The following is a 21243-nucleotide window of genomic DNA, read 5'->3' on the forward strand; positions in this document are numbered from 1 at the left end:
TCATCCGTTGACGTCAGCCTTTTCGGGCGGGCGATTTGATCGAGGCCAAAATGTTCAATTTCCAAGTGAAGTCGCTTGCGACCAAGCTGATCCTCGTAACCGGCTGCGCTATCACCACGGTTCTCGTTGCATCGAATTCCTTCCTCATTTCCCAGACGAGTGAGCGCGTGCACGCGCTGACCATGGATCAGGCCAATACCGAAGCGCGCGCCATCGCCAACGTCATCGCCGCCGATGTCGGTGAACTCGGCAGCGCCGCGCGCTCCATGGCCGGTGTCATCGGCCGTGCGCATCAGGCGAAATCGATGGATCGCCCCGGCATCGTCAATATCCTCAAGGCCAATGTCGAGCAGAATGCCTTTGCTTTCGGAAGCTGGTTCTGCGAGCAGCTCGGCCTTTTTGATGGGCAGAGCAAGGAGATTGCGGGCAGGCTCGATCTCGGCACCAATGAAAACGGCGCGTTTGCGCCCTATTGGTCGAAGACCCAGAAGGGCGACATCCAGTTTTCGACCTTCAAGAATGATTACGCGGCGGAATGGTATGCGCTTGCCTCCAAATCCGGCAAGGGCGCCATTACCCAGCCCTATCTCGCGGAAGGCACGGAAGTACCCACAACCATGACCTCGCTTGCCTATCCAGTCATGTCGGACGGCAAGATGATCGGCGTGGCGGGTGTCGATATCTCGCTGGCCTCGCTGTCGCAGAAGCTACAGGCGCTGCACCCTTTCGAGACCGGCCGCGTGACGCTCGTTTCGCAGGGCGGCCAGTGGCTGGTGCCGCCGACACCCGCGCAGAACATGAAAGCCTATGATGGAGACGGTGCGAGCACCGTTCAGGCGGCGATCACGTCCGGTAAGCAGGGCCTCATCGAAAATCTCGGCCTAGATACGGACGCGCCCTATAATCGTCTGGTCTATCCCTTCGCCGTTCCAGGTCTCAACGCGACCTGGGTGGTGCTGGTGGATATTCCCCATCAGGCCCTGAACGCACCGGTTCAGGAACAGACCTATATGATGATCATCGGCGCGATTGTCATTCTCGCCGCCGTCATCACCGCGCTTTATTTCGCCGTGCGCCATTTCGTCCGCAATCCGCTTGCCTCGCTGGTTTCCGACGTCAGGACGCTGAGCGACGGGCGTTACGATGTGCCGGTTTCCGGACAGGAGCGTCGGGATGAGACGGGTGCGGTGGCTACCGCGCTGGAAGGTTTCCGTGCAAAGCTTGCCGGCATCCGCGAGATGGAGGCCGAAGCCGAGGCCCAGCGTGGTCACGCGGAAACGGCGCGCCAGCGCTCGGAATCCGAGCGTACTGAAAACAGCCGCATGCAGCAGCACATTGTCGGCGTGCTGGGTGCGGGCCTCAATGCGCTTTCGCAGGGCAATCTCACCTACCGTATCGAGGACGAGTTCCCCGGCGAATATGCGAAGCTGCGCGAGGACTTCAACTCGGCGCTGGCGAGCCTCGAGGAAACGGTTTCCACCGTCAATGCAACCGTCGTCAGCATCGGCAACGGCACGGGCGAGATCACTCGCGCCGCCAGCGATCTTTCGCACCGCACGGAACAGCAGGCCGCAAGCCTGGAAGAAACCGCCGCCGCCCTCAATGAGCTGACCGCGCAGGTTAATTCCAGCGCGGAAAACGCCGCAGAGGCGGCCGGAGCCGTCAGCCATGCCTGCGACGATGCGGGGAAGTCGGGTGAGGTCGTGCAGCAGGCCGTAAACTCCATGGAAGGCATCGCGCAATCCTCGGCCGAAATCTCCCGCATCATCGGGGTTATCGACGAGATCGCCTTCCAGACCAACCTTCTGGCGCTGAATGCGGGCGTGGAAGCCGCCCGCGCCGGTGATGCCGGCAAGGGCTTTGCCGTCGTCGCACAGGAAGTGCGCGAACTGGCGCAGCGGTCCGCCACCGCCGCCAAGGAGATCAAGGGTCTCATCAACACCTCGGCCATGCAGGTGGGCGAGGGCGTCCAGCTGGTCGGCAAGGCCGGTGAGACGATGAAAAAGATCGCCGATCAGGTTCTGCAGATCAACCAGCTGATACGGCAGATTTCCGCTTCCGCCAGCGAACAGGCAGTCGGCCTCAAGGAGATCAATTCCGCCGTCACCCAGATGGATCAGGTGACCCAGCAGAATGCGGCGATGGTGGAAGAAACTACCGCTGCGAGTGTGACGCTGAACAGCGAGGCCGAAACGCTGAAGTCGCTCGTTGCCGGTTTCTCCGTTTCCGGCAGCCATTCCAGCCAGCAACTTCGCGCCACGGCGGCGGCAATGCGTGCACCCGCCGCTCCGGCGCAGGCGTCGGGCCGCCCGGCCGCGCCCCGCGCCCGCCCGAGAACCAGCGGTGCAAACGCTTTGGCGCAGGATGACTGGACGGAATTCTGACGCGCCATTTCAGCCTCAAATAAAAAGGGCCGCTGGCATCGCCAGCGGCCCTTTTTCATTTCCGCTTCCGTCAGAGACGGGCGAAACGTTCCGTCAGCAACTCGAAGAAACCGTTGGCATCCACATTGCGCATCACGCGGGCATTGGCGGGGCGTTCGGTAACATTCCACCAGTCCACCACGGTCATGCCCATGGTGAGTTCCGAATGGACCTCGATTTCGACGTTGCACTCGCGACCCTGAAACAGTTCGGGTTTGACGAGATAGGCAATGACGGTCGGATCATGCAGCGGGCCGCCGTCTGAGCCGTATTTTTCGATGTCGAAACGCTCGAAGAATTCCAGCATTTCCGCCATGGCTATGGCCGGCCGCGTGCCAATGTCGCGAATGCGGCTGACCCGAGCCTTGGTCGTCAGCAACTGATGGGTGACGTCGAGCGGCATCATGACGATCGGCATGCCGGAGCGGAACACGATATCGGCGGCCTGCGGGTCGACATAGATGTTGAATTCCGCCGCCGGCGTGATGTTGCCGCCCTCGAAGAAGCCGCCGCCCATCATCACCAGCTCCTTGACGCGGTCGGCGATTTCCGGCGCCTTCAGGAGCGCCAGCGCCACATTGGTCAGCGCGCCGAGCGTGCAGAGCGTTACGGTGCCAGCGGGTTCCCGCATCAGCGTTTCGATGATGAAATCGACCGCATGCTGCTTTTGCGCTTCCATGGTAGGCTCATCGAGAACCGGGCCGTCGAGGCCGGTGCTGCCGTGAACGTGCTCGGCGGTGATGGGCTTGCGCACCAGCGGCTTCTCGGCGCCCTCATAGACGGGAATATCGGTGCGGCCGCACAATTCGCTGATGATGCGGATGTTGCGGCTGGTGAGCTTCAGCGGAACGTTGCCGGCGACGGCGCACAATCCGAGAATGTCGATTTCCTCCGGGCTTGCGAAGGCGAGCATGATTGCCGCCGCGTCGTCCTGGCCCGGATCGGTGTCGATAATGATTTTTCTGCGTTCTGCCATGTCTTGCCCGCCGTTGAGATGAGCGCTTTTTTCGAGCGGCGGGTGCTCACTTGTCAAGCCTCATTCCCCGGTGTCCCCTTTGCTCGTCGCCGCGTCTTGCGTATTGCGGTTGTGCTTCCCATATTGCAGGGGCCGGTGCGATTGACCGGCGAGGTTGCCGGAAGCGGGACCGCGAAACGTCGCTTGGTTGCAAGGACAAAAGAGACATGAGCCGCATGACGCCATTCACCCACCCGCTTTTGCTGGGTTTTGATGCCATGGAAAAGACGCTGGAGCGCATGGCGAAGGCAAATGACGGCTATCCTCCCTATAATATCGAGCGCCTGCCGGGCAGTGACGATGTGCCGGAACGCCTGCGCATCACCATCGCGGTTGCCGGTTTTTCGCAGGACGATCTGGATGTGACGACGGCCGACAACCAACTCGTCATTCGCGGACGCCAGCAGGAACAGGAGAAACGCGATTTTCTCTATCGCGGCATCGCGGCCCGCCAGTTCCAGCGGGTTTTCGTGCTTGCCGATGGCATGCAGGTCAGGGAAGCGCGCTTGCGCAACGGCCTTCTTTCCATCGATCTGGTCCGGCCGGAAATTTCAAACGTGGTGAAGAAAATTAATATTTCCGTCTCAGAGTAGAACGTGAACGCCGGAATCCGACACGAATCGCTCGGCGTGAAGAAGGAGGCTGAAATATGGTGTTGAAAGAAGCGCATGCGCGTCTCACCCAATCCCAGCTCGCCCATATCGGCGAAGGAGAAGTGGGATATATCCGCAAGATCCGCGCGGAAGACGTCAGCCGCTGTTTCCCGGAAGCGCCCGATCTCGATCCGCAATTGGACCTTTGGGCGCTGTTCGGTGCAGATGGTACGCCGATCCTCCTGACGGACAACCGGTCCAGTACGTTTTTCAAGGCTGCCGAAGACGATCTCCAGACCGTCAGCCTGCATTGAAGAAAAAAGCCCGCTTTTGAGCGGGCTTTTTCTTTAGCGGGTTAAAGGAACGGGCGGTCCGGCATGTCGTCGATGGAGATGACGCCGTCCTTGTTCTTGTCCAGCCGTTCGAACATCTTTTCGCCGGCGGCGGTGAATTCGGCCTTGCTGACCTGACCGTTCTCGTCGGTATCGGCCCAGCGGATCAGCGCGAGACCTGCGCCCTTGCCGCCATGCTTGCCCCAGCCCTGATGGCCGAAACGGCCGCCATGTTCGCGCTCGGCATGTCTTTCGGCGCGCTTGCCCTCGGGGCCTTTGCCGTCTTCGGCTTTGGCGTCCTCACGCTCGGGGCGCGGATTGGCGGCGCGGAAAGCTTCCATCTTCGCCTGGCGATACTCACGCATTTCCTTCGGTGTGATCGAGCCGTCTTTGTCCTTGTCGATCTCGGTGAAGAGCGCGTCCTGACGGGCGGCGAATTCCTCCTTGGAAATCTTGCCGTCCTTGTTGCTGTCAGCCACCTTCAGCAGGTGAACGAAGGCCGCTTCCTGGCGGATCGGCATGCGCTCGCCATGGCCCTTGCCCGGAGCGGGTGGGGCGGCAAAGCTTGCCGTCGCGGCCGTGCCGATCAAAAGGGCTGCGCCAAGAGCAGACAGGGCGATTTTTCGTGTGGTCATCGTCATTACCTTTCTTTGGTGTCCCTGAAGAGAAGATAGTGACGTCCAGCACGCCTCACCACTTAAACATCCGTAAGGTGGATGAAGCTTCGGTAATGTTCGCTGCTCAGCCTGCGATGGTTTTCGTCAGGAAACCGGTCAGGTCGTCGGTGATGTAGTCGATATGCGCATCGGTGACGGCGGGGATTTCCCAGCGTTCCATGATGATGCCCTCGAGATTGGCGGGGACGAGCAGAACGGTCTTCATGCCGAGCGCCTTGGGCGCCGCGAGATTGCACGGCAAATCCTCGAACATGGCAGCTTTTTGCGTGTCGAGTTTCGCAAGCGCCGCGAACTTCTCATAGGTCGCGCTGGCCGGTTTCGGCAGATAGCCCGCGGCGACGATATCGAAAATATCCTCGAAATGATCGAGAATGCCGAGCGCACCGGCGGCCGCCTGCGCATGTTTGACGCTGCCATTGGTAAGGATGAATTTGCGGCCCGGCAAAGCCTTGATTGCCTCGCCGAGTTCCGGATGCGGCTTCAGCGCCGAATAATCGATGGCATGGGCGCGTTCCAGAAACTCGTCCGGGCTGATGCCGTAATGGATCATCAGCCCCTGAAGCGTCGTGCCGTGGTCGTGATAATAGCGTTTCTGCAGCGCCCTGGCTTCGTCGGGATCGAGCTTCAGAAGCTCCGCCACATAGGCCGTCATGTTACGGTCGATCTGCGAAAACAGATTGATGTGATGCGGATAGAGCGTGTTGTCGAGATCGAAGACCCATTCGCTCACATGGTCGAAATCGGCGGCTTCGGGCAGGTTTTTCGGCTTTGTGTCCATGGCCTGCTTTATGCCCGTTTCGAAGGCCGAAGAAAATCGAAAAGACGACGATTGATCAGAAAATCGGGCTTGGCTGCGGCCTCCGGTGCATGATACCGCCAAGGCCATGGAACTCTGGATAGGCATCACTTTCGCAAGCGCGTTCTTGCAGAACCTGCGCTCGACCCTGCAAAAGCACCTCAAGGGCATGATGGGCACCACGGGCGCGACCTTCGTGCGCTTCGTGTTCGGCATGCCTTTCGCTCTCGCTTATCTTGCTTTCCTGCATTTCGGGCTCGGCCGCCCTCTGCCGGTGCCCAACACGTCCTTTGCCGTGTGGGCGACGGTCGGCGCCATGGCGCAGATCGCCGCCACCTTCCTGCTGGTGCACCTGTTCTCGTTCCGCAACTTCGCGGTTGGAACGGCCTATTCCCGCACAGAACCGGCGCAGGCAGCGCTGTTCGCGCTTATTTTCATCGGGGAAAGCGTCAATGGCGGCACATTGGCGGCCATCGCCATCTCGGTCGCCGGCGTCATGCTGATTTCGGTGGCACGCACGGAAGTCACGCCCGCTTCCTTCTTCACGTCTATCTTTAGCCGGACAGCGGGTATCGGCCTTGCCTCGGGCGCTTTCTTCGGCCTGTCATCGGTCGCCTATCGATCGGCGTCGCTTGCGCTTGCGCCGAGCCTTCCCGCTCCGGACGCGATGATACAGGCGGGCTTTACCCTCGTTGTCGTCATCGTCATGCAGACGGTTTCGATGTTCCTGTGGATCGTCTGGCGCGAGCGGGAAGAGTTGCGGCGCATCGCAAGGGTGTGGAAACCGTCGCTTGCGGTCGGTTTCGTGGGCGCCACGGCCTCATTCGGCTGGTTCACGGCGATGACCCTGCAGCAGGCCGCCGTGGTGAAGGCATTGGCGCAGGTAGAGATGCTCTTCGCCTTCGCCTCGACCGTGCTTTTCTTCAAGGAGAAGATCAACCGGCTCGAACTCTCCGGCTGCCTGCTGATTGTCGTGGGCGTGCTGTCGCTGCTGGCATTCGGCTGAATGCCTGTCGTGGCGGACAGGCTTGCCCGTCCGCCACCTGAAGCACATCAGGGCACGATGAGCGTGCCGGCGCCTTCCGTGAAGATTTCCAGAAGGACGGAGTGGGGCGTCTTGCCGTTCAGGATCACCACGCCCTGAACGCCAGCCTTGATGGCGTCGATGCAGGTCTCGACCTTCGGGATCATGCCGCCGGAAATCGTGCCGTCCTTGATGAGCGCACGCGCCTGCGAGACGGTGAGTTCCTTGATGAGTTCCTTGTTCTTGTCGAGAACGCCGGGAACGTCGGTGAGAAACAGCAGACGCGAGGCGTGAAGCGCACCCGCAATCGCGCCGGCGAAGGTATCGGCGTTGATATTGTAGGTGGCACCATCGCGGCCAGGCGCGACCGGGGCGATGACCGGGATCATTTCCGACTTGGCGAGCAGGTCGAGCAGCGTGCGGTCGACTTCGGTGACTTCGCCGACGAAACCGAGATCGAGGACACGTTCGATATTGCTGTCGGGATCGATAACGGTCTTTTTCGCCTTTTCGGCGAAGACCATGTTTCCGTCCTTGCCGCACAGGCCGATCGCCCATTCGCCCGTCTGGTTGATGAGGGCGACGATTTCCTTGTTGATCGAGCCGGCCAGAACCATTTCGACGATCTCGACCGTCTTGGCGTCGGTGACGCGCAGGCCGCCCTCGAATTTCGATTCGATGCCCATCTTGGTCAGCATCGCGCCGATCTGCGGGCCGCCGCCATGTACGACAATGGGGTTAATGCCCGATTGTTTCAACAGGGCGATGTCTTCCGCGAAAGCCTTGCCGAGCGTGGAATCCCCCATGGCGTGGCCGCCATATTTCACCACGATGGTCTTGTTCTCGTATTTCTGCATGAAAGGCAGAGCCTGTGCGAGCAGCCGCGCCTGAGTTTCGCTTTCGGAAGACGTCATCTAAAAACCTCGGTCTGTGGTTGCGGCCGTTGAAAGCCTGTCACCGCTCTAAAGCAAGTCTTTGACGGATGAAATAACCTCCTGGCCTTATTGTGTCGGCAGCGGTCAAATTTCTTTTTTTTGGCTGTCCCGGCCCCGTAATGAGATTGACATAAAGGCCCAATGGGACCAGCCTTGCAGGGGAAAGGGGAGGGGTTAATTCAGGGCGACATGGGATGTCGCGCGCCGCGGGAGCGATGCTGACCTGAACGACCGAGGAGCGAGAGACCACATGACGGCACCCGATCGAGACAAGCAAAGCGGTTTGCGGGATGAAGTCCTTGCGGGCGAATATGTGCTGGGTGCCCTGCCGCCGGAAAGCATGGCGGAGCTTGCCAAACGCGTCAAACGCGACCGCCAGTTCGCGGCCATGGTCAGGCGCTGGCGGGACAATCTGGCGGAAACCGAATATCGCGAAAACGCGACCGTCGCCGCGCTGCTGGAACGGGACCCAGGCCGCTCCGGCCTGCCATTCAGGGGCCAGCCGCTACGGGGTGGCAGCATGTTCGCAGCCATGCTTTCGGAGGTCTGGCATTCCGTGCGCTTCTGGCGTCTTCTGGCGTTGACGGCGACGCTCTGGACCGCCGTTCTGCTTTTCACCATCGCCTGAGAGGCGTGCCTCTCAAAGAGAGATCGTTCTGACGATCTCGGCCCGCAGGCTATCCAGCCCGAATGATTTTTCCGAGGATGTGGCGAGAACTTCCGGATAGGCGGCGGGACGCTTGCGGATTTTCTCCAGCGTTTCGCCGATCAGCCGCGGAACGCCGGCATCCTTGATCTTGTCCGTCTTCGTCAGCACGATCTGGTAGGAAACGGCCGCCTTGTCGAGCAGGGTCAGAACCTCCTCGTCGTTCTTTTTCACGCCGTGGCGAGAATCGATCAGCACGTAAACGCGCTTCAGCGTCGCACGGCCGCGCAGATAATCGAAGACGAGCTTCGTCCAGGCGTCGACCTGATCCTTGGGGGCCTGCGCATAACCGTAACCGGGCATGTCGACCAGCGCCATCGGCGGCAGATCGCCCGCTTCGCCGGAATAACCATCCGGAACGAAATAGTTCAGTTCCTGCGTGCGTCCGGGCGTATTGGACGTGCGGGCAAGCCCCTTGTGGCCCACCAGCGCATTGATGAGCGAGGACTTGCCGACATTCGAACGACCGGCGAAGGCAATCTCCGGCGGGCCTTCGGGCGGCAGGAATTTCATTGCGGGAACGCCGCGAATGAAAATCCAGGGTCGCCCGAACAGGGGCTTTTCGGTTGCCGTGCCGGTCTCACTCATTTCGATTGCACCGGCTTTCGCTTGAACAGCCCCTTGATGTTATCGAACAGCTCGATCTTGGCGCCCTGGCGCTTCATGATGACAGCCTGCTGGGTGATGGAGAGCGTATTGTTCCATGCCCAGTAGATGACCAGACCGGCCGGGAAGGAGGCCAGCATGAAGGTGAAGATCAGCGGCATCCAGTTGAAGATCATCGCCTGCGTCGGATCGGGCGGCGTCGGGTTCATGCGCATCTGGAGGAACATGGTGATGCCCATGACAAGCGGCCAGACACCGATCATCAGGAAGTGCGGCACATCATAGGGCAGAAGGCCGAAGAGGTTGAACAGCGACGTCGGATCCGGCGCGGAAAGGTCGTGAATCCAGCCGAAGAACGGCGCATGCCGCATTTCGATGGTGACGTAGATGACCTTGTAGAGCGCAAAGAAGACCGGGATCTGCAAAAGCATCGGCCAGCAGCCGGCAACAGGATTGATCTTCTCTTCCTTGTAGAGCTGCATCATCGCCTGCTGCATGGCCATGCGGTCATCGCCATGCTTGGCCTTCAGCTCTTCCATCTTCGGCTGCACGCGCTTCATGTTCGCCATGGAAGCATATTGCTTGCTGGCGAGCGGGAAGAAGAGCGCCTTGACGACGATGGTGGTGAGCAGGATCGCCACGCCGAAATTGCCAAAATAACGGAAGAAGAAATCCATCAGTTTGAACATCGGCTTGGTGATGAAGTAGAACCAGCCCCAGTCGATCAGAAGGTCGAACTTCGGAATGGCGTAGGTCGTCTCGTAACGGTCGACCAGCGGCACTTCCTTGGCGCCAGCGAAAACGAGGCTCTTCAGCTCGATCGACTGGCCGGGCTCGACCGTCAGCGGGTCGCTCTTGAAATCGGCCTGATAGCTCGGCTGATTGCCGGTAATGTGCGAATAACGGGTTTCGAACGGCGTCGTCTGGGGGGGAACGATGGCCGCGGCCCAATATTTGTCGGTGATGCCGAGCCAGCCGCCGGTCGCCTTGGCAACCGTTACCGGTGCTTCTTCGACGTCCTTGTACTTTTCTTCCGTCAGGCTGCCGTCTTTGCCCGAAACGCCGAGAAAGCCTTCATGGATGACGAAGACCGGAGGAACTGCGGGCTTGTTGTTGCGCGTCACGCGGCCATAGGTGGCGAAGGAGATCGCCGCCTGTCCGGGGTTCTCCACCTTGTCGGCGACCGAGATCATGTAGTGCTCGTCGATCGAAACCGTGCGGGAGAAAATCACGCCCTTGGAATTGGTGTAGGTGAGGGTGACCGGGGTGGTTTCCGTCAGCTTGTCGCCGCTTGCCAGCGTCCAAACGGTGGTCGGGCCGGGAGCGCCGCCGACTTCCTGTGCCGCAACGTAACCGAGTTCGGTGAAGTAGCCGTCCTTGGTGTCGGAGGGCGAGAACAGCGTGATGATCGGGCTCGAGTCATCGACGGTCTCATGGTAGTCCTTGAGCCGGATGTCATCGAAGCGGGCGCCGGTAAGGTTGATCGAGCCGGCGATGGCGTTGGTCTCGATGGCGACGCGCTGGGTTCTCGCAATCGACTCTTCGCGGGTCGCCGTGGCGGCAGTCTGCGGTGAGGAAGCGGGCGGTGCGCCTTCAACGGCAGCGCCTGGTGCGGCGCCCGGCGCCGGCTGCTGTTGCTGCGTCGTCTGCTGCTGCGCCTGGCGGGCCTCTTCGGCGCGGCGCTGCTGCTCGATACGCGGATTCATGTAAAGGAATTGCCAGGCGAGGACGATGACAACCGAAAGGGCTATCGCGATGAAGTAATTACGGTTCTTTTCCATCATTCTTTCCTGGAGCGGGTCTCCTGGGACCGTTTCGGTTTCGCCGTTCCTTCAATTCGCTCGTTAAGGAGAGACTGAAGTTTCGGGAAGGCCGTATCGAGCACGTCCCTGCGGGCGACAATCACATAGTCATGACCGGGCTTCATTGCGAATCCGGCAGAAAGCCTGACGGCTTCCTTGAGACGGCGGCGCATGCGATTTCGCTCGACCGCGTTGCCTTGTCTTTTCGTTACGGTAAAACCGACGCGAGGCTCGGTTTCCGGGGCTTTCCGGTCAAGCACTTCCAGAAGAAAGGTGCCTCCCCGCCGTTTTTCTCCTGCCTGAACGGCAAGGAAATCCGACCGGTTTTTAAGCCGGCCGGGCAGTTTTCCTGTCTTACTCATGTGCCCGCGACTTTCACCGGGTCACAGAGGCGGCAATTAAGCCGAAAGACGAGCGCGGCCGCGCGCACGGCGGGCTGCGAGAACCTTGCGGCCGCCGGCGGTAGCCATACGGGCGCGGAAGCCATGGCGACGCTTGCGGACAAGCTTGGACGGTTGGTAAGTACGCTTCGACATTTATTTAATACCGCGGTGTGCGGCCCTTCTTGAATTTGCAATAATTTGCAAGAGCGTTTCGTTTTTTGCACGGCTAACCCCGCCTGGGCGAGCTTTCAATGGCCGAGCGTGCGCGGCTTATAAGGGCATAGGCCGAGCAAAGTCAATTGCCGAAGGGGTTTTCGCGCTTCACCTTTTGCGGAAAACGCACCGCCTTCTCCTTCGCCGACTGCCGATAGAGGCCGATTCCGGCGCGCAATCGATAAAATCTGAAATTCTTTCTTAACGCAGCATTGATAAATCTTGTGACGCGAAAAGTTATGCCAGCTTCCCATTTTCATCGCGCGGCTGGTTTTTGTTGGGGGAACGAAGTTGAGAATTCGCGGTCGTATCAATCTTCTTGTCGGGCTGATGAGCCTTGTGGCCTGTACCATTGGCGGGCTGTCCATCTATGCGATCAACGAATTCCGGGTTCGGTCGCATCATTTCGAGGAAGCCGCCGAACGGGCCTACAAGGGCGAGGCGCTCAACCGTCTGGTAACGGCAGTCGTCATGGAAGCACGCGGTGTCTACGCGGCAGCCGATGTGGCGGCAGCCACCCCCTTTGCCGACGGCATGGTCAAAAACCTCGACGCCATGGAAAAGCTCATTGCCAGCTGGGCGCCGCTCGTGCCGGCCGAACAACAGGCGAGTTTCGACAAGCTTGTCGGCCGGTCCAAGGAATTCCGCACCTTCCGTCTGGAGACCGTGCGACTGGCGAAGGAAAACGGGCCGCAGGCGGCCAGCCAGCAGGGCAATAACGAGGCGAACCGCGCCAACCGCAAGGCCTATCAGGCGGAAATCGACAGCGTCGTGAAAAACGACCTTGCCGAGCTCGAAGTCGTGAAGGCGGGAGTCGATTCTTTCAGCACCGCCATATTCTGGGTGATCGTCGCGGTGACGGTTGCCGGTGTCGGCGCGGGAGCCGCCTTCGGCCTCTACATCGGAACACGGCAGCTCAGCGCACCCATCCGCAGGGTTTCGCAGGTGATGAATGCCGTGGCCGATGGAAATCTCGACGCGGACGTCCCCTATCTCGGCCGCAACGACGAAATCGGCGAAATGGCTGCGGCCGTTGAGGTCTTCAAGAAAAACGGCAGCGAAGTGCGCCGTATGAATGCGCAGGAAGCCGCCATGCGCGCCAAGAGCGACGATCTGCAGGCCGGCATGGCCGTCGTTGTCGATGCCGCGGCCCAGGGCGATTTCAGCCGCCGCATCAACAAGGACTATGGCGACGACAACCTCAATCGTTTCGCCGCGACGATCAATTCGCTCCTCACCGGCGTCCATAATGGCGTATCCGAGACCAGCCGCGTCATCGAAGGCCTTGCGCGGGGCGATCTGACGGAGAGAATGGATGGCGAGTTCCGCGGCGTCTTCGCCGAACTCCAGGGGAACGTCAACCAGACGCTGACCAAGCTGCGCGAGACGATGCGCGAAGTGCGCGGCAGCACGGAAGGCATCAGCGGCAACGCGAACGAATTGCGCTCGGCGGCCGATGACCTGTCGAAGCGGACCGAACAGCAGGCGGCGGCGCTGGAGGAAACCTCCGCCGCTCTGGATGAGATTACCGCCGTTGTTCGCAATTCGACCGACCGTGCGCAGGAAGCCAGCGCCATGGTTGCCGAAACGAAGCAGAAGACGGAAGAGTCCGCCAATGTCGTGCGCGATGCCGTGTCCGCCATGGATCGCATCGAGCACGCCTCGCGCGAAATCAGCCAGATCATCAACGTCATCGACGAAATCGCCTTCCAAACCAACCTGCTGGCGCTGAATGCCGGCGTGGAAGCCGCGCGTGCGGGTGAAGCCGGCAAGGGCTTTGCCGTCGTCGCTCAGGAAGTGCGAGAACTTGCGCAACGATCCGCAACGGCGGCGAAGGACATCAAGGCGCTGATCACCAAATCCGGCGAAGAGGTCGGGCGTGGCGTATCGCTGGTGCAGAGAACCGGCGGCGCACTGAGCGAAATCGAAACACGCGTTCTGGCAATCAATGAGCACATCCATTCGATCGCCACGGCCGCCAGGGAACAGTCTACCGGCCTGCATGAAGTGAATACCGCCATCAACCAGATGGATCAGGTAACGCAGCGCAACGCCGCCATGGTGGAGGAGACTTCGGCCGCAACCCACAAGCTGAGCAGCGAGGCCGACCATCTCGTGACGCTCGTGGCGCGCTTCAACGTCGGCGCGGAGAATGTGCAGCGCGCGCCCCGCATCGAGCAGCCCGCGAGGCCGATGACGGTTTCCGCCGGACCGGTGGCGGTCTCCGGCAGGACGCCGGCGGTGGCCTCTCCGGCCCGCAAATTGATGAACAGCGTTAGCCGCGCGCTTAATGCCCAGCCTGCGGTGGCACCCGCCCATGGCGACTGGCAGGAGTTCTAGGCGACCGGCGGGTTGCTTCAAAACCGGCTTACCTTCGAACGCCGCCCGTGCCGGGCGGCGTTTGTTTTCCCGGCAATGAAAACCTTTATTTTGCAGCGCATTGGAAAAATATCCATTAGGTCCTATTATCATCGCTGCATATAAACCGAGCCGTTCCACGCAAGCAGCGGCGCGCATACAGGATCATGGCCCGGTGTTTTCTAAAGGCGTAGACAGCTTGGACCGCACGCAAGACGATCCGGTGCATTGCATGCCGGGATTGACCGCCGGTCTTTCGGGACGGCTGCTGCTGCTCACGGTCATCTTCGTGATGATCGCCGAAGTGCTGATCTTCGTGCCTTCCGTCGCCAATATGCGTCTTTCATGGTTGCGCGACCGTCTGAATACGGCTGCGGCCGCCGGCGCTGTCATCGACGGCCTGCAGGCCGAACTGCCGCGAAGCGTGCAGAACGACACGCTGATGGCGACAGGGGCGAAGCTTATCGCGCTGCGCAAGGACGGCACCTCACGCCTGCTCGCCGTGGCGGAAACGCCGCCGGGCGTCGATGAGCAATATGATCTTTCCGACGTTTCGCAGGTGGCGGCGGTGCGGGACGCCTTTTCCACCCTGCTGTTCGGGGGCAACCGCGTCATTCGCGTTTTCGATGTCGTCGGCGACAGCGACACGATCATCGAACTGGTGCTCGGCGAAAACAAGCTGCGGGCGGCAATGCTTGCCTATGCCCGCAACGTTTTCCTGATTTCCATCGTCCTGTCGCTGATCACCGCAGGCCTGATCTTCATCTCCATCAACCGCATCATGATCCGGCCCATACGCCGGCTGACGCTCGGCATGCAGAACTTCTCGGAGGATCCGGGCAATCCCGAGCGGATTTTCGTGCCCGAGCAGGGGGCCGACGAGCTGGCAGTTGCGGGCCGCCACCTCGCCGACATGCAGACCGAACTGCAGAAAACCCTGCGCCAGCAGAAGAACCTCGTGGATCTCGGTCTCGCGGTCTCGAAGATCAACCATGACATGCGCAACATCCTGTCCTCCGCGCAACTCATGTCGGACCGTCTGGTGGATGCCAAGGATCCGATGGTCAGGAGCTTCGCGCCGAAACTGCTGCGCACCATCGACCGCGCCGTGGCCTATACCGGCGAGGTTCTGGCCTATGGCCAGGCGACTGAAGGCGCACCGAAACGCAAGATGGTGCAGTTGAGTCTTCTGGTGCGGGATGTGCGCGATATTCTGGCGCTCGATCCGGACAGCGGTATAGAATTTCAGGACAGCGTTCCATCCGACCTCACGGTCGATGCGGATTCCGAGCAGCTTTTCCGGGTCATCCACAATCTCTGTCGCAATGCCGTTCAGGCCCTGCAATCGGATACCGCGAATGCCGGGCTTCGGCATCTTTCCATCTCGGCCCAGAGGGCCGGCAGCGTCGTCAGCATCGTCATCGACGACAATGGGCCGGGAATGCCGCGCAAGGCCAAGGAGAACCTGTTTTCCGCTTTCAGAGGTTCGGCCCGCTCCGGCGGCACGGGCCTCGGGCTGGTCATTGCCCGCGAGCTTGTGCTTGCCCATGGAGGCACGATCGCGCTCGTCGAAAAGCCCGGTCCCGGCACGCAGTTCCGCATCGAGATCGCCGACCGCGCCGCTTCCGTACAGGCGGCCAGAACCGCCTGAAAAACCTGCTTTGCAGCCGGTTCGCGCAATCATTCTCCCCGCCCAAACGGACAGGGTATCTGGCCCGTGGAAAATGATCCTCATGGAATTTAAAATAAAATCAATGAGATACATGAATTGCTGCGGAAAAATGACAATTTCGAAGCGAAATCGCTTGCATTCGGAATGAGGACGTTTTAGAGGATCGCCACGCCACCGGAAACGACCGGAACGGCACGCACCCGTAGCTCAGCTGGATAGAGCACCAGACTACGAATCTGGGGGTCAGGAGTTCGAATCTCTTCGGGTGCGCCATTTCTCTTCCCATAAAATTAAGTCCTGAAACAATCGCCTTCACGTGCGATATGGCTGGTATCGGCAAGTCCGTTCAGGCGGATGCTTCGACGCTCCGCAGCACCGAGTGAATTCCGAACGTCCCGAATATGTGCTAAAGTCACCCCGTCATCAGCTGTTCCCGGGGTGAAAGCCATGTTGGAAGCGGACAAGGTGTTTGCGGGTTCGATTCCGGAAAATTACGACCGCTATATGGTGCCGCTGATTTTTGCGCCATTCGCCGCCGATCTGGCGCGTCGGGCGGCGGCCTTGATGCCGATTGATATTCTGGAAATCGCCGCAGGCACCGGCGCCGTCACGCGCGAATTGGCCCCCCGATTATTGCCCGCGGCAAACTATGTGGCAACCGACCTCAACCAGCCGATGCTCGACTTTGCGGCGTCGCAACAGGCGCCGGATCGCCGCATAAAATGGCAGCAGGTGGATGCCCAGACGCTGCCTTTTGAAAACGCCGTTTTCGATCTCGTCTTCTGCCAGTTCGGCGCGATGTTCTTTAATGACCGCTTGTCGGCTTATCGCGAGGCAAAGCGGGTATTGAAGCCCGGCGGACATTATCTATTCAATGTATGGGACCGCATCGAGGAAAATCACTTTGCGGATGATGTGACGAACGCTCTGGCGCGCCTGTTCCCCGATGATCCGCCGCGCTTCATGGCCCGCACCCCGCACGGTTATCATGATACGGTACTCATTCGCCGCGAGCTGGAGGCGGCCGGTTTTTCCCGCGTGACGATTGAGACGGTGACTGCGCAGAGCCGCGCCTCTTCATCGCGCATTCCGGCCATGGCTTATTGTCAGGGAACCGTGCTTCGGACGGAAATTGAGGCGAGAGCACCGGGAGGGCTCGACACCGCGACAGATTGCGCCGCTGCGGCCATTGAAACGCGGCATGGCGGTGGCGCGGTTGCCGCGAAAATTCAGGCGCATGTGATTCTCGCCGCCGTTTAAACCGGCGCTGCCGGCCCGGTTCTCAGTCCATAAGTGCGAACGGGGAATATTTAAGCAATACCCCCTAAATATTAGTGGTTTTGGGTGGAGGCCTGTACCAAAGGATTTTCCGACAGCCCGAGATTATCGGGCTTTCGAGTGTCATCGAACTTTCCGCAAACCTTCGTCATATTGTCATACAATATAAGCATATGCGCTCCAGAAAAGGAGCGCAGAATGACGCCACAATCACTTGAGCTTTCGGGCATCGGCAAAGGCTTCGGGGCTGACGATGTTCTGAAAGAGATCGATCTCTCCATCCGTCCCGGAGAGTTTTTGTCTCTCGTCGGCATGTCGGGCTGCGGCAAGTCCACGCTTCTGCGTATCATTGCGGGGCTGGAAACACCGGATCGCGGTTCGGTCTCCATCGGCGATCAGGATGTGACTGAGGTTGATCCAAGCGATCGAAATCTGGCGATGGTTTTCCAGTCCTATGCCCTTTATCCGCATATGAGCGTGCGCCAGAACATTGCCACACCGCTCAGGATGCGGCGTCTGCCCTTTGCCGCCCGCCTGCCGCTGATCGGACGGTTTGCGGCCCCGGCGGAAACGCTGGGCCAGATCGATGCCGCCGTCGAACAGGCGGCCGAAACCCTGCAGATCGCGCATCTGCTGGATCGCAAGCCGGCGCAGCTTTCCGGCGGCCAGCGTCAGCGTGTGGCGCTTGCCCGGGCGCTGGTGCGTTCGCCTGCCGCCTTCCTGATGGACGAACCGCTCTCCAACCTCGATGCAAAGCTTCGCGCCCATATGCGTGAGGAACTGGCCGGACTGCACCGTCGGCTGGGGGCGACCTTCATCTATGTCACCCACGACCAGATCGAAGCCATGACCATGTCCGACCGCATCGCGTTGATGTCGGAAGGCCGCATCGAGCAGCTGGGCACGCCGGATGAGCTTTACCGCAAGCCCGCGACGCTGACAGTCGCGCGTTTCATCGGCACGCCATCCATCAACCTGCTGCCGGTCGAAATCGACGCGCAGGGTAAAGTCACGGCCTTTGGACGCGATCTTGGCATCGAGGGTGTGGGCCGCGATGCCGGCCCGGCGACGCTCGGCCTTCGTGCCGAAGATTTGCGCCCGGGCGAAGAAGGTTTTGCCGTGCGTGTGGTGCGCAGCGAAACCCACGGCGCCGACCGCTTTGTGAGCTGCCGCCTGCTGAGCGACGAGACGGTCGCCATCACCCTGCGTCAGGGCGCCGGCGATGCCGTGGGCGCGGATATGAATGGCGTGATGAATCTTGGCTTTGCACCGGAACGCGCGCATCTGTTCGCGGCCGATGGCCTGCGCCGCAAGGTGACGGTGCGCGAACGGGTGCCGGCATGACGGCGGTCGATTTTTCCACGGCCGCGCGCGTGAAGCCTCGCCCGCGGCTATCAAAGGCGGACCGGCGGATGATCTGGCGCGGCCTGATGTTCGCGGCCCCCGCAAGCCTGCTGCTTCTGGCGATCTATATCGTTCCGATGCTCGTTCTGGCCGGTTTTTCCGTCACCGATTACCAGCTCGGTTCGCTCTCCACCCGCTTTGTCGGCCTTGGAAACTTCGTCAAGGCGTTTCAGGATCCGGTCTTCCTGCGCTCTCTGGCCAATACCGCCATTTATGCGCTCATCGTCATTCCCTTCGGTGTGTTTCTGGCGCTCGGCGTGGCTTTGCTCGTTTATAACCGCAAGCGCAGCCGGGCTTTCTGGGAGGTGGCTTATTTCCTCCCCGTCACAGCAACCCTCGTCGCCATGGCGACCGTTTGGCAGTTCCTGCTGCATCCCTCGCTCGGCCCGGTGAATGCGGCGATCAAATGGCTGGGCTTCGAGCCGGTCGCCTTCCTCTCCAATCCCGTCCTCCTCATTCCCACCATGGCGCTGATGGGCGTCTGGCAGATCCTGGGTTTCAACATGGTGCTGTTCCTCGCGGGCCTCACCGCCATCTCGAAGGATCTGCACGAGGCGGCGCGGCTGGATGGCGCCAAGAACCCGATCGACCGCTTCCTGACCGTGACTTGGCCGATGCTCGGGCCGACGACCATGTTCGTGGTGGTCACCACCTCCATCTCGGCCTTCAAGGTGTTCGAGACGGTGGCTGTGCTCACCAAGGGCCGCTTCGGATCGGAAACCCTGCTGTTCGATCTCTATCTCGAAGGTTTCGAATATTCGAACACCGGTTATGCCGCCGCGCTGACGATTATCTTCCTCGCGATCGTGCTGGTCCTGTCTATCGGCCAGACGCTGCACATGGACCGGAAGGTGCACTACTGATGGCCGCACTCCGCAAATATCTCCCACATCTCGTGCTTGCCCTTGGCGCTTTCGTGATGCTCCTGCCGTTCTACTGGATGGTGTTGACCTCGATCCGTCCGCCAGCAGAGGTGTTCAGTGTTTCGCTCTGGCCGATCCCGCAGAAATTTGACGCTGCCGAAAACTATTCCCGTGCGGCGGGGCAGGTACCCATGGCGCGCTTCATGCTGAATGGCGTGATCGTATGTTTCGGTATCCTTATCGTGCAGATACTGACGTCGGTTCCTGCAGCCTACGCATTGGCGAAGCTTCGTTTTCCGGGGCGCAAGCTGTTGCTGGGGCTGATTGTTGCGGCTCTCGCCGTGCCCATCCAGGCGCTCGCGCTGCCTCTCTTCGTCGGCCTGGCAATGGCGCAGCTTCTTAATACCTATTTCGCGATGATGCTGCCGTTCTTCCTGTCGGTCTTCGCCATCTTCCTGTTTAATCAGTCCTTCCGCAGCTATCCCGATGAAATCATCGAGGCTGCGCGTATGGACGGGTTTTCGGAGATGGAGATCTGCTGGGGTCTGGTTCTACGCGGTTCGCTGCCGTCGCTCGCTGCTTTTTCCGTCTTTTCGCTCGTTGCGCACTGGAACGATCTCTATTGGCCGATGATCGTTGTAACGGACACCAATCTCGCTCCTCCGCCCCTCGGCATGATGTTTTTCGCGGATATCGAGTCCGGCGCGAATTACGGTGCGCTGATGGCGGGCGCTACACTGATTACCGCGCCGATGGTGCTGTGCTTCCTCCTCGCACGACGGCACTTCATCGCCGGTATTACCATGACCGGCGTCAAGTGACGCCGTTCAGATTTCCTCTTCCCAACCTCTCTGGAGACTGACATGAAACTCAACCGACGCGCTGTGATGGGCGGTCTGGCTCTCGGCATGGCTTTTGCGGGCCTCGCTCAGCCGGTTCTGGCCAATGAAATCACGCTCAACGTTCTTTACAACCTGCCGGGCTTCACCAAGTTCCATCAGCCGCTGGCCGATGAATTCATGAAGAAGAACCCGGATGTGAAGATCAACTTTCTCGCTCCGGCCGCCGGTTATAATGAAGGCCAGCAGCAGGTTCTGCGTTCCGCCGTAACGGGCAATCTGCCGGATGTTTATTTCTCGGGTTACAACCTGACGGCGGAACTCGTTCACACGCTTGCACCGCGCAACCAGATCACCGATCTCGGCCCGTTCATTCAGGCTGAAGGCGGTCAGGCCTTCCTCGACAAGAATTACAGCCCGAAGATGGCCGCACTCGGCCAGATCGACGGAAAGCAGTACGGCCTTCCGGTCAACGCGTCCTCGCCGATCATCTACATCAACTCCGACCTCGTCACAAAGGCTGGCGGCGACCCGGACAAGATGCCGACGACCTTCCCGGAACTCATTGCTCTCGCCAAGAAGATCAAGGCTCTCGACCCGAAGCTGGCTGGCATGAGCTACGACATCAATGGCTGGGGCGATGACTGGTTGTGGCAGGCGCTCATCTTTGAACAGGGCGGCAAGCTCGTTGATGAAAAAGCGAAAACCGTCGGCTTCGACAATGAGATCGGCCTCAACGCCCTGAAGCTGGCCCGCCAGTTCGTGACTGAGGGCGGCCAGAACCTGCTCGACCCGGAACAGGCACGTCAGCAGTTCGGCGCTGGCCTGACCGGATTTACTTTCTCGACCCCGGCTCACGTCCAGACGATTCAAGGTCTGGTCGGCGACCGTTTCAAGCTGAAGACGGCGACCTTCCCGCTCGACAACAAGGAAAAGGGCGGCGTACCGACGGGCGGTAACTCGGCCGTGATCCTCACACAGGAAAAGGCCAAGCAGGATGCTGCCTGGAAGTACCTGAAGTGGATCACCGGTCCCGAAGCGCAGAACACCATCGTTCGCATCACCGGTTACCTGCCGACCAACAAGCTCGCAACCGGCCCCGACTTCCTTGCACCTTACTATGTCGAGAACCCGAACGTGAAGACTGCTTCGCTGCAGGCTGATCGCTCGATGCCTTGGGGTGCTTATCCGGGTGGCGAATCCGTCCGCATCTGGAAAACGCAGCGCGACATCATCGGCACCGTCATGCGTGGTGAAGTGACGCCGGAAGCCGGTCTCAAGCAGATCGTCGAGCAGACCAACGCCCTGCTGAAATAAGCAGAAC

Annotated in this window: 20 protein-coding genes and 1 tRNA gene; 13 read left to right on the top strand and 8 right to left on the bottom strand. The window is 60.3% G+C overall.

The features are described from left to right. The first annotated feature begins 50 nt into the window (after window positions 1-50). On the top strand, window positions 51-2384 hold the full coding sequence (locus ACQZ5K_RS01510) for a methyl-accepting chemotaxis protein (protein WP_448739464.1): 2334 nt from the start codon (window positions 51-53) through the stop codon (window positions 2382-2384). A gap of 70 nt (window positions 2385-2454) precedes the next feature. Here the strand turns inward: ACQZ5K_RS01510 and ACQZ5K_RS01515 are convergent, their stop codons facing one another. Then, window positions 2455-3399 carry a nucleoside hydrolase gene (locus ACQZ5K_RS01515; RefSeq protein WP_448739465.1) on the bottom strand — a complete coding sequence of 315 codons (945 nt, stop codon included), beginning with the start codon at window positions 3397-3399 and terminating at the stop codon, window positions 2455-2457. A 206-nt stretch (window positions 3400-3605) separates the two neighbouring features. On the opposite strand from ACQZ5K_RS01515, the gene ACQZ5K_RS01520 reads away from it, so the two are divergent. Next, window positions 3606-4031 carry an Hsp20 family protein gene (locus ACQZ5K_RS01520; protein ID WP_080791469.1) on the top strand — a complete coding sequence of 142 codons (426 nt, stop codon included), beginning with the start codon at window positions 3606-3608 and terminating at the stop codon, window positions 4029-4031. Window positions 4032-4087: 56 nt separating this feature from the next. Then, window positions 4088-4345: a BQ00720 family protein gene (locus ACQZ5K_RS01525; protein ID WP_448739466.1), complete on the top strand. Its 258-nt coding sequence runs from the start codon at window positions 4088-4090 to the stop codon at window positions 4343-4345. 41 nt (window positions 4346-4386) lie between these two features. Here the strand turns inward: ACQZ5K_RS01525 and ACQZ5K_RS01530 are convergent, their stop codons facing one another. Both ACQZ5K_RS01530 and ACQZ5K_RS01535 read right to left on the bottom strand, forming a co-directional pair. Next, complete coding sequence (locus tag ACQZ5K_RS01530; protein ID WP_448739467.1) at window positions 4387-5004, bottom strand: EF-hand domain-containing protein; 618 nt, start codon at window positions 5002-5004, stop codon at window positions 4387-4389. A gap of 100 nt (window positions 5005-5104) precedes the next feature. Beyond that, complete coding sequence (locus ACQZ5K_RS01535; RefSeq protein ID WP_448739468.1) at window positions 5105-5818, bottom strand: pyrimidine 5'-nucleotidase; 714 nt, start codon at window positions 5816-5818, stop codon at window positions 5105-5107. 106 nt (window positions 5819-5924) lie between these two features. Here ACQZ5K_RS01535 and ACQZ5K_RS01540 point away from each other — a divergent pair, with 106 nt between their 5' ends. Continuing rightward, a complete protein-coding gene (locus tag ACQZ5K_RS01540) occupies window positions 5925-6842 on the top strand; it encodes an EamA family transporter (RefSeq protein ID WP_448739616.1) in 918 nt (305 codons plus the stop codon). 47 nt (window positions 6843-6889) lie between these two features. On the opposite strand, the gene argB is transcribed toward ACQZ5K_RS01540, so the two are convergent. Continuing rightward, window positions 6890-7774 (bottom strand): acetylglutamate kinase, encoded by an 885-nt coding sequence (gene argB, locus ACQZ5K_RS01545; RefSeq protein WP_003503698.1) that lies wholly within the window; start codon window positions 7772-7774, stop codon window positions 6890-6892. A gap of 271 nt (window positions 7775-8045) precedes the next feature. Here argB and ACQZ5K_RS01550 point away from each other — a divergent pair, with 271 nt between their 5' ends. After that, complete coding sequence (locus tag ACQZ5K_RS01550) at window positions 8046-8423, top strand: hypothetical protein (RefSeq protein ID WP_269828265.1); 378 nt, start codon at window positions 8046-8048, stop codon at window positions 8421-8423. A 12-nt stretch (window positions 8424-8435) separates the two neighbouring features. Here the strand turns inward: ACQZ5K_RS01550 and yihA are convergent, their stop codons facing one another. The 4 genes from yihA to rpmH are packed head-to-tail and all read right to left on the bottom strand — an operon-like array spanning window position 8436 to window position 11445. Then, on the bottom strand, window positions 8436-9089 hold the full coding sequence (gene yihA, locus ACQZ5K_RS01555; RefSeq protein ID WP_035263945.1) for a ribosome biogenesis GTP-binding protein YihA/YsxC: 654 nt from the start codon (window positions 9087-9089) through the stop codon (window positions 8436-8438). Then, a complete protein-coding gene (yidC, locus tag ACQZ5K_RS01560; RefSeq protein WP_448739469.1) occupies window positions 9086-10888 on the bottom strand; it encodes a membrane protein insertase YidC in 1803 nt (600 codons plus the stop codon). Before yidC ends, yihA begins: the two co-directional genes overlap by 4 nt. Then, on the bottom strand, window positions 10888-11271 hold the full coding sequence (gene rnpA / locus ACQZ5K_RS01565) for a ribonuclease P protein component (RefSeq protein WP_003520031.1): 384 nt from the start codon (window positions 11269-11271) through the stop codon (window positions 10888-10890). The genes yidC and rnpA overlap by 1 nt, the downstream gene beginning before the upstream one ends. Window positions 11272-11307: 36 nt before the next feature. Next, entirely contained in the window at window positions 11308-11445 is a 138-nt protein-coding gene (gene rpmH, locus ACQZ5K_RS01570; RefSeq protein WP_003493611.1) for a 50S ribosomal protein L34, read from the bottom strand. A gap of 351 nt (window positions 11446-11796) precedes the next feature. On the opposite strand from rpmH, the gene ACQZ5K_RS01575 reads away from it, so the two are divergent. The 8 genes from ACQZ5K_RS01575 (at window position 11797) to ACQZ5K_RS01610 (ending at window position 21236) form a co-directional block, all read left to right on the top strand. Beyond that, window positions 11797-13845 (top strand): methyl-accepting chemotaxis protein, encoded by a 2049-nt coding sequence (locus tag ACQZ5K_RS01575; protein ID WP_448739470.1) that lies wholly within the window; start codon window positions 11797-11799, stop codon window positions 13843-13845. A gap of 250 nt (window positions 13846-14095) precedes the next feature. Next, window positions 14096-15514 carry an ATP-binding protein gene (locus ACQZ5K_RS01580; protein WP_035263949.1) on the top strand — a complete coding sequence of 473 codons (1419 nt, stop codon included), beginning with the start codon at window positions 14096-14098 and terminating at the stop codon, window positions 15512-15514. A gap of 217 nt (window positions 15515-15731) precedes the next feature. Then, window positions 15732-15808, top strand: a tRNA-Arg gene (locus tag ACQZ5K_RS01585). A 174-nt stretch (window positions 15809-15982) separates the two neighbouring features. Further along, a complete protein-coding gene (locus tag ACQZ5K_RS01590; RefSeq protein WP_448739471.1) occupies window positions 15983-16795 on the top strand; it encodes a class I SAM-dependent methyltransferase in 813 nt (270 codons plus the stop codon). A gap of 216 nt (window positions 16796-17011) precedes the next feature. After that, window positions 17012-18157, top strand: a complete 1146-nt coding sequence (locus ACQZ5K_RS01595) for an ABC transporter ATP-binding protein (RefSeq protein WP_262534735.1) — start codon at window positions 17012-17014, stop codon at window positions 18155-18157. Continuing rightward, window positions 18154-19080, top strand: coding sequence for a carbohydrate ABC transporter permease (locus ACQZ5K_RS01600; RefSeq protein ID WP_448739472.1), 927 nt, complete (start codon window positions 18154-18156; stop codon window positions 19078-19080). Before ACQZ5K_RS01595 ends, ACQZ5K_RS01600 begins: the two co-directional genes overlap by 4 nt. After that, the gene (locus ACQZ5K_RS01605) at window positions 19080-19901 is read left to right on the top strand and encodes a carbohydrate ABC transporter permease (protein WP_448737236.1); all 822 of its coding nucleotides are present in this window, start codon (window positions 19080-19082) and stop codon (window positions 19899-19901) included. Before ACQZ5K_RS01600 ends, ACQZ5K_RS01605 begins: the two co-directional genes overlap by 1 nt. 42 nt (window positions 19902-19943) lie before the next feature. After that, window positions 19944-21236: an ABC transporter substrate-binding protein gene (locus ACQZ5K_RS01610; RefSeq protein WP_448737237.1), complete on the top strand. Its 1293-nt coding sequence runs from the start codon at window positions 19944-19946 to the stop codon at window positions 21234-21236. Window positions 21237-21243: the final 7 nt, after the last annotated feature.

The organism is Agrobacterium sp. 22-226-1, assembly GCF_053522345.1.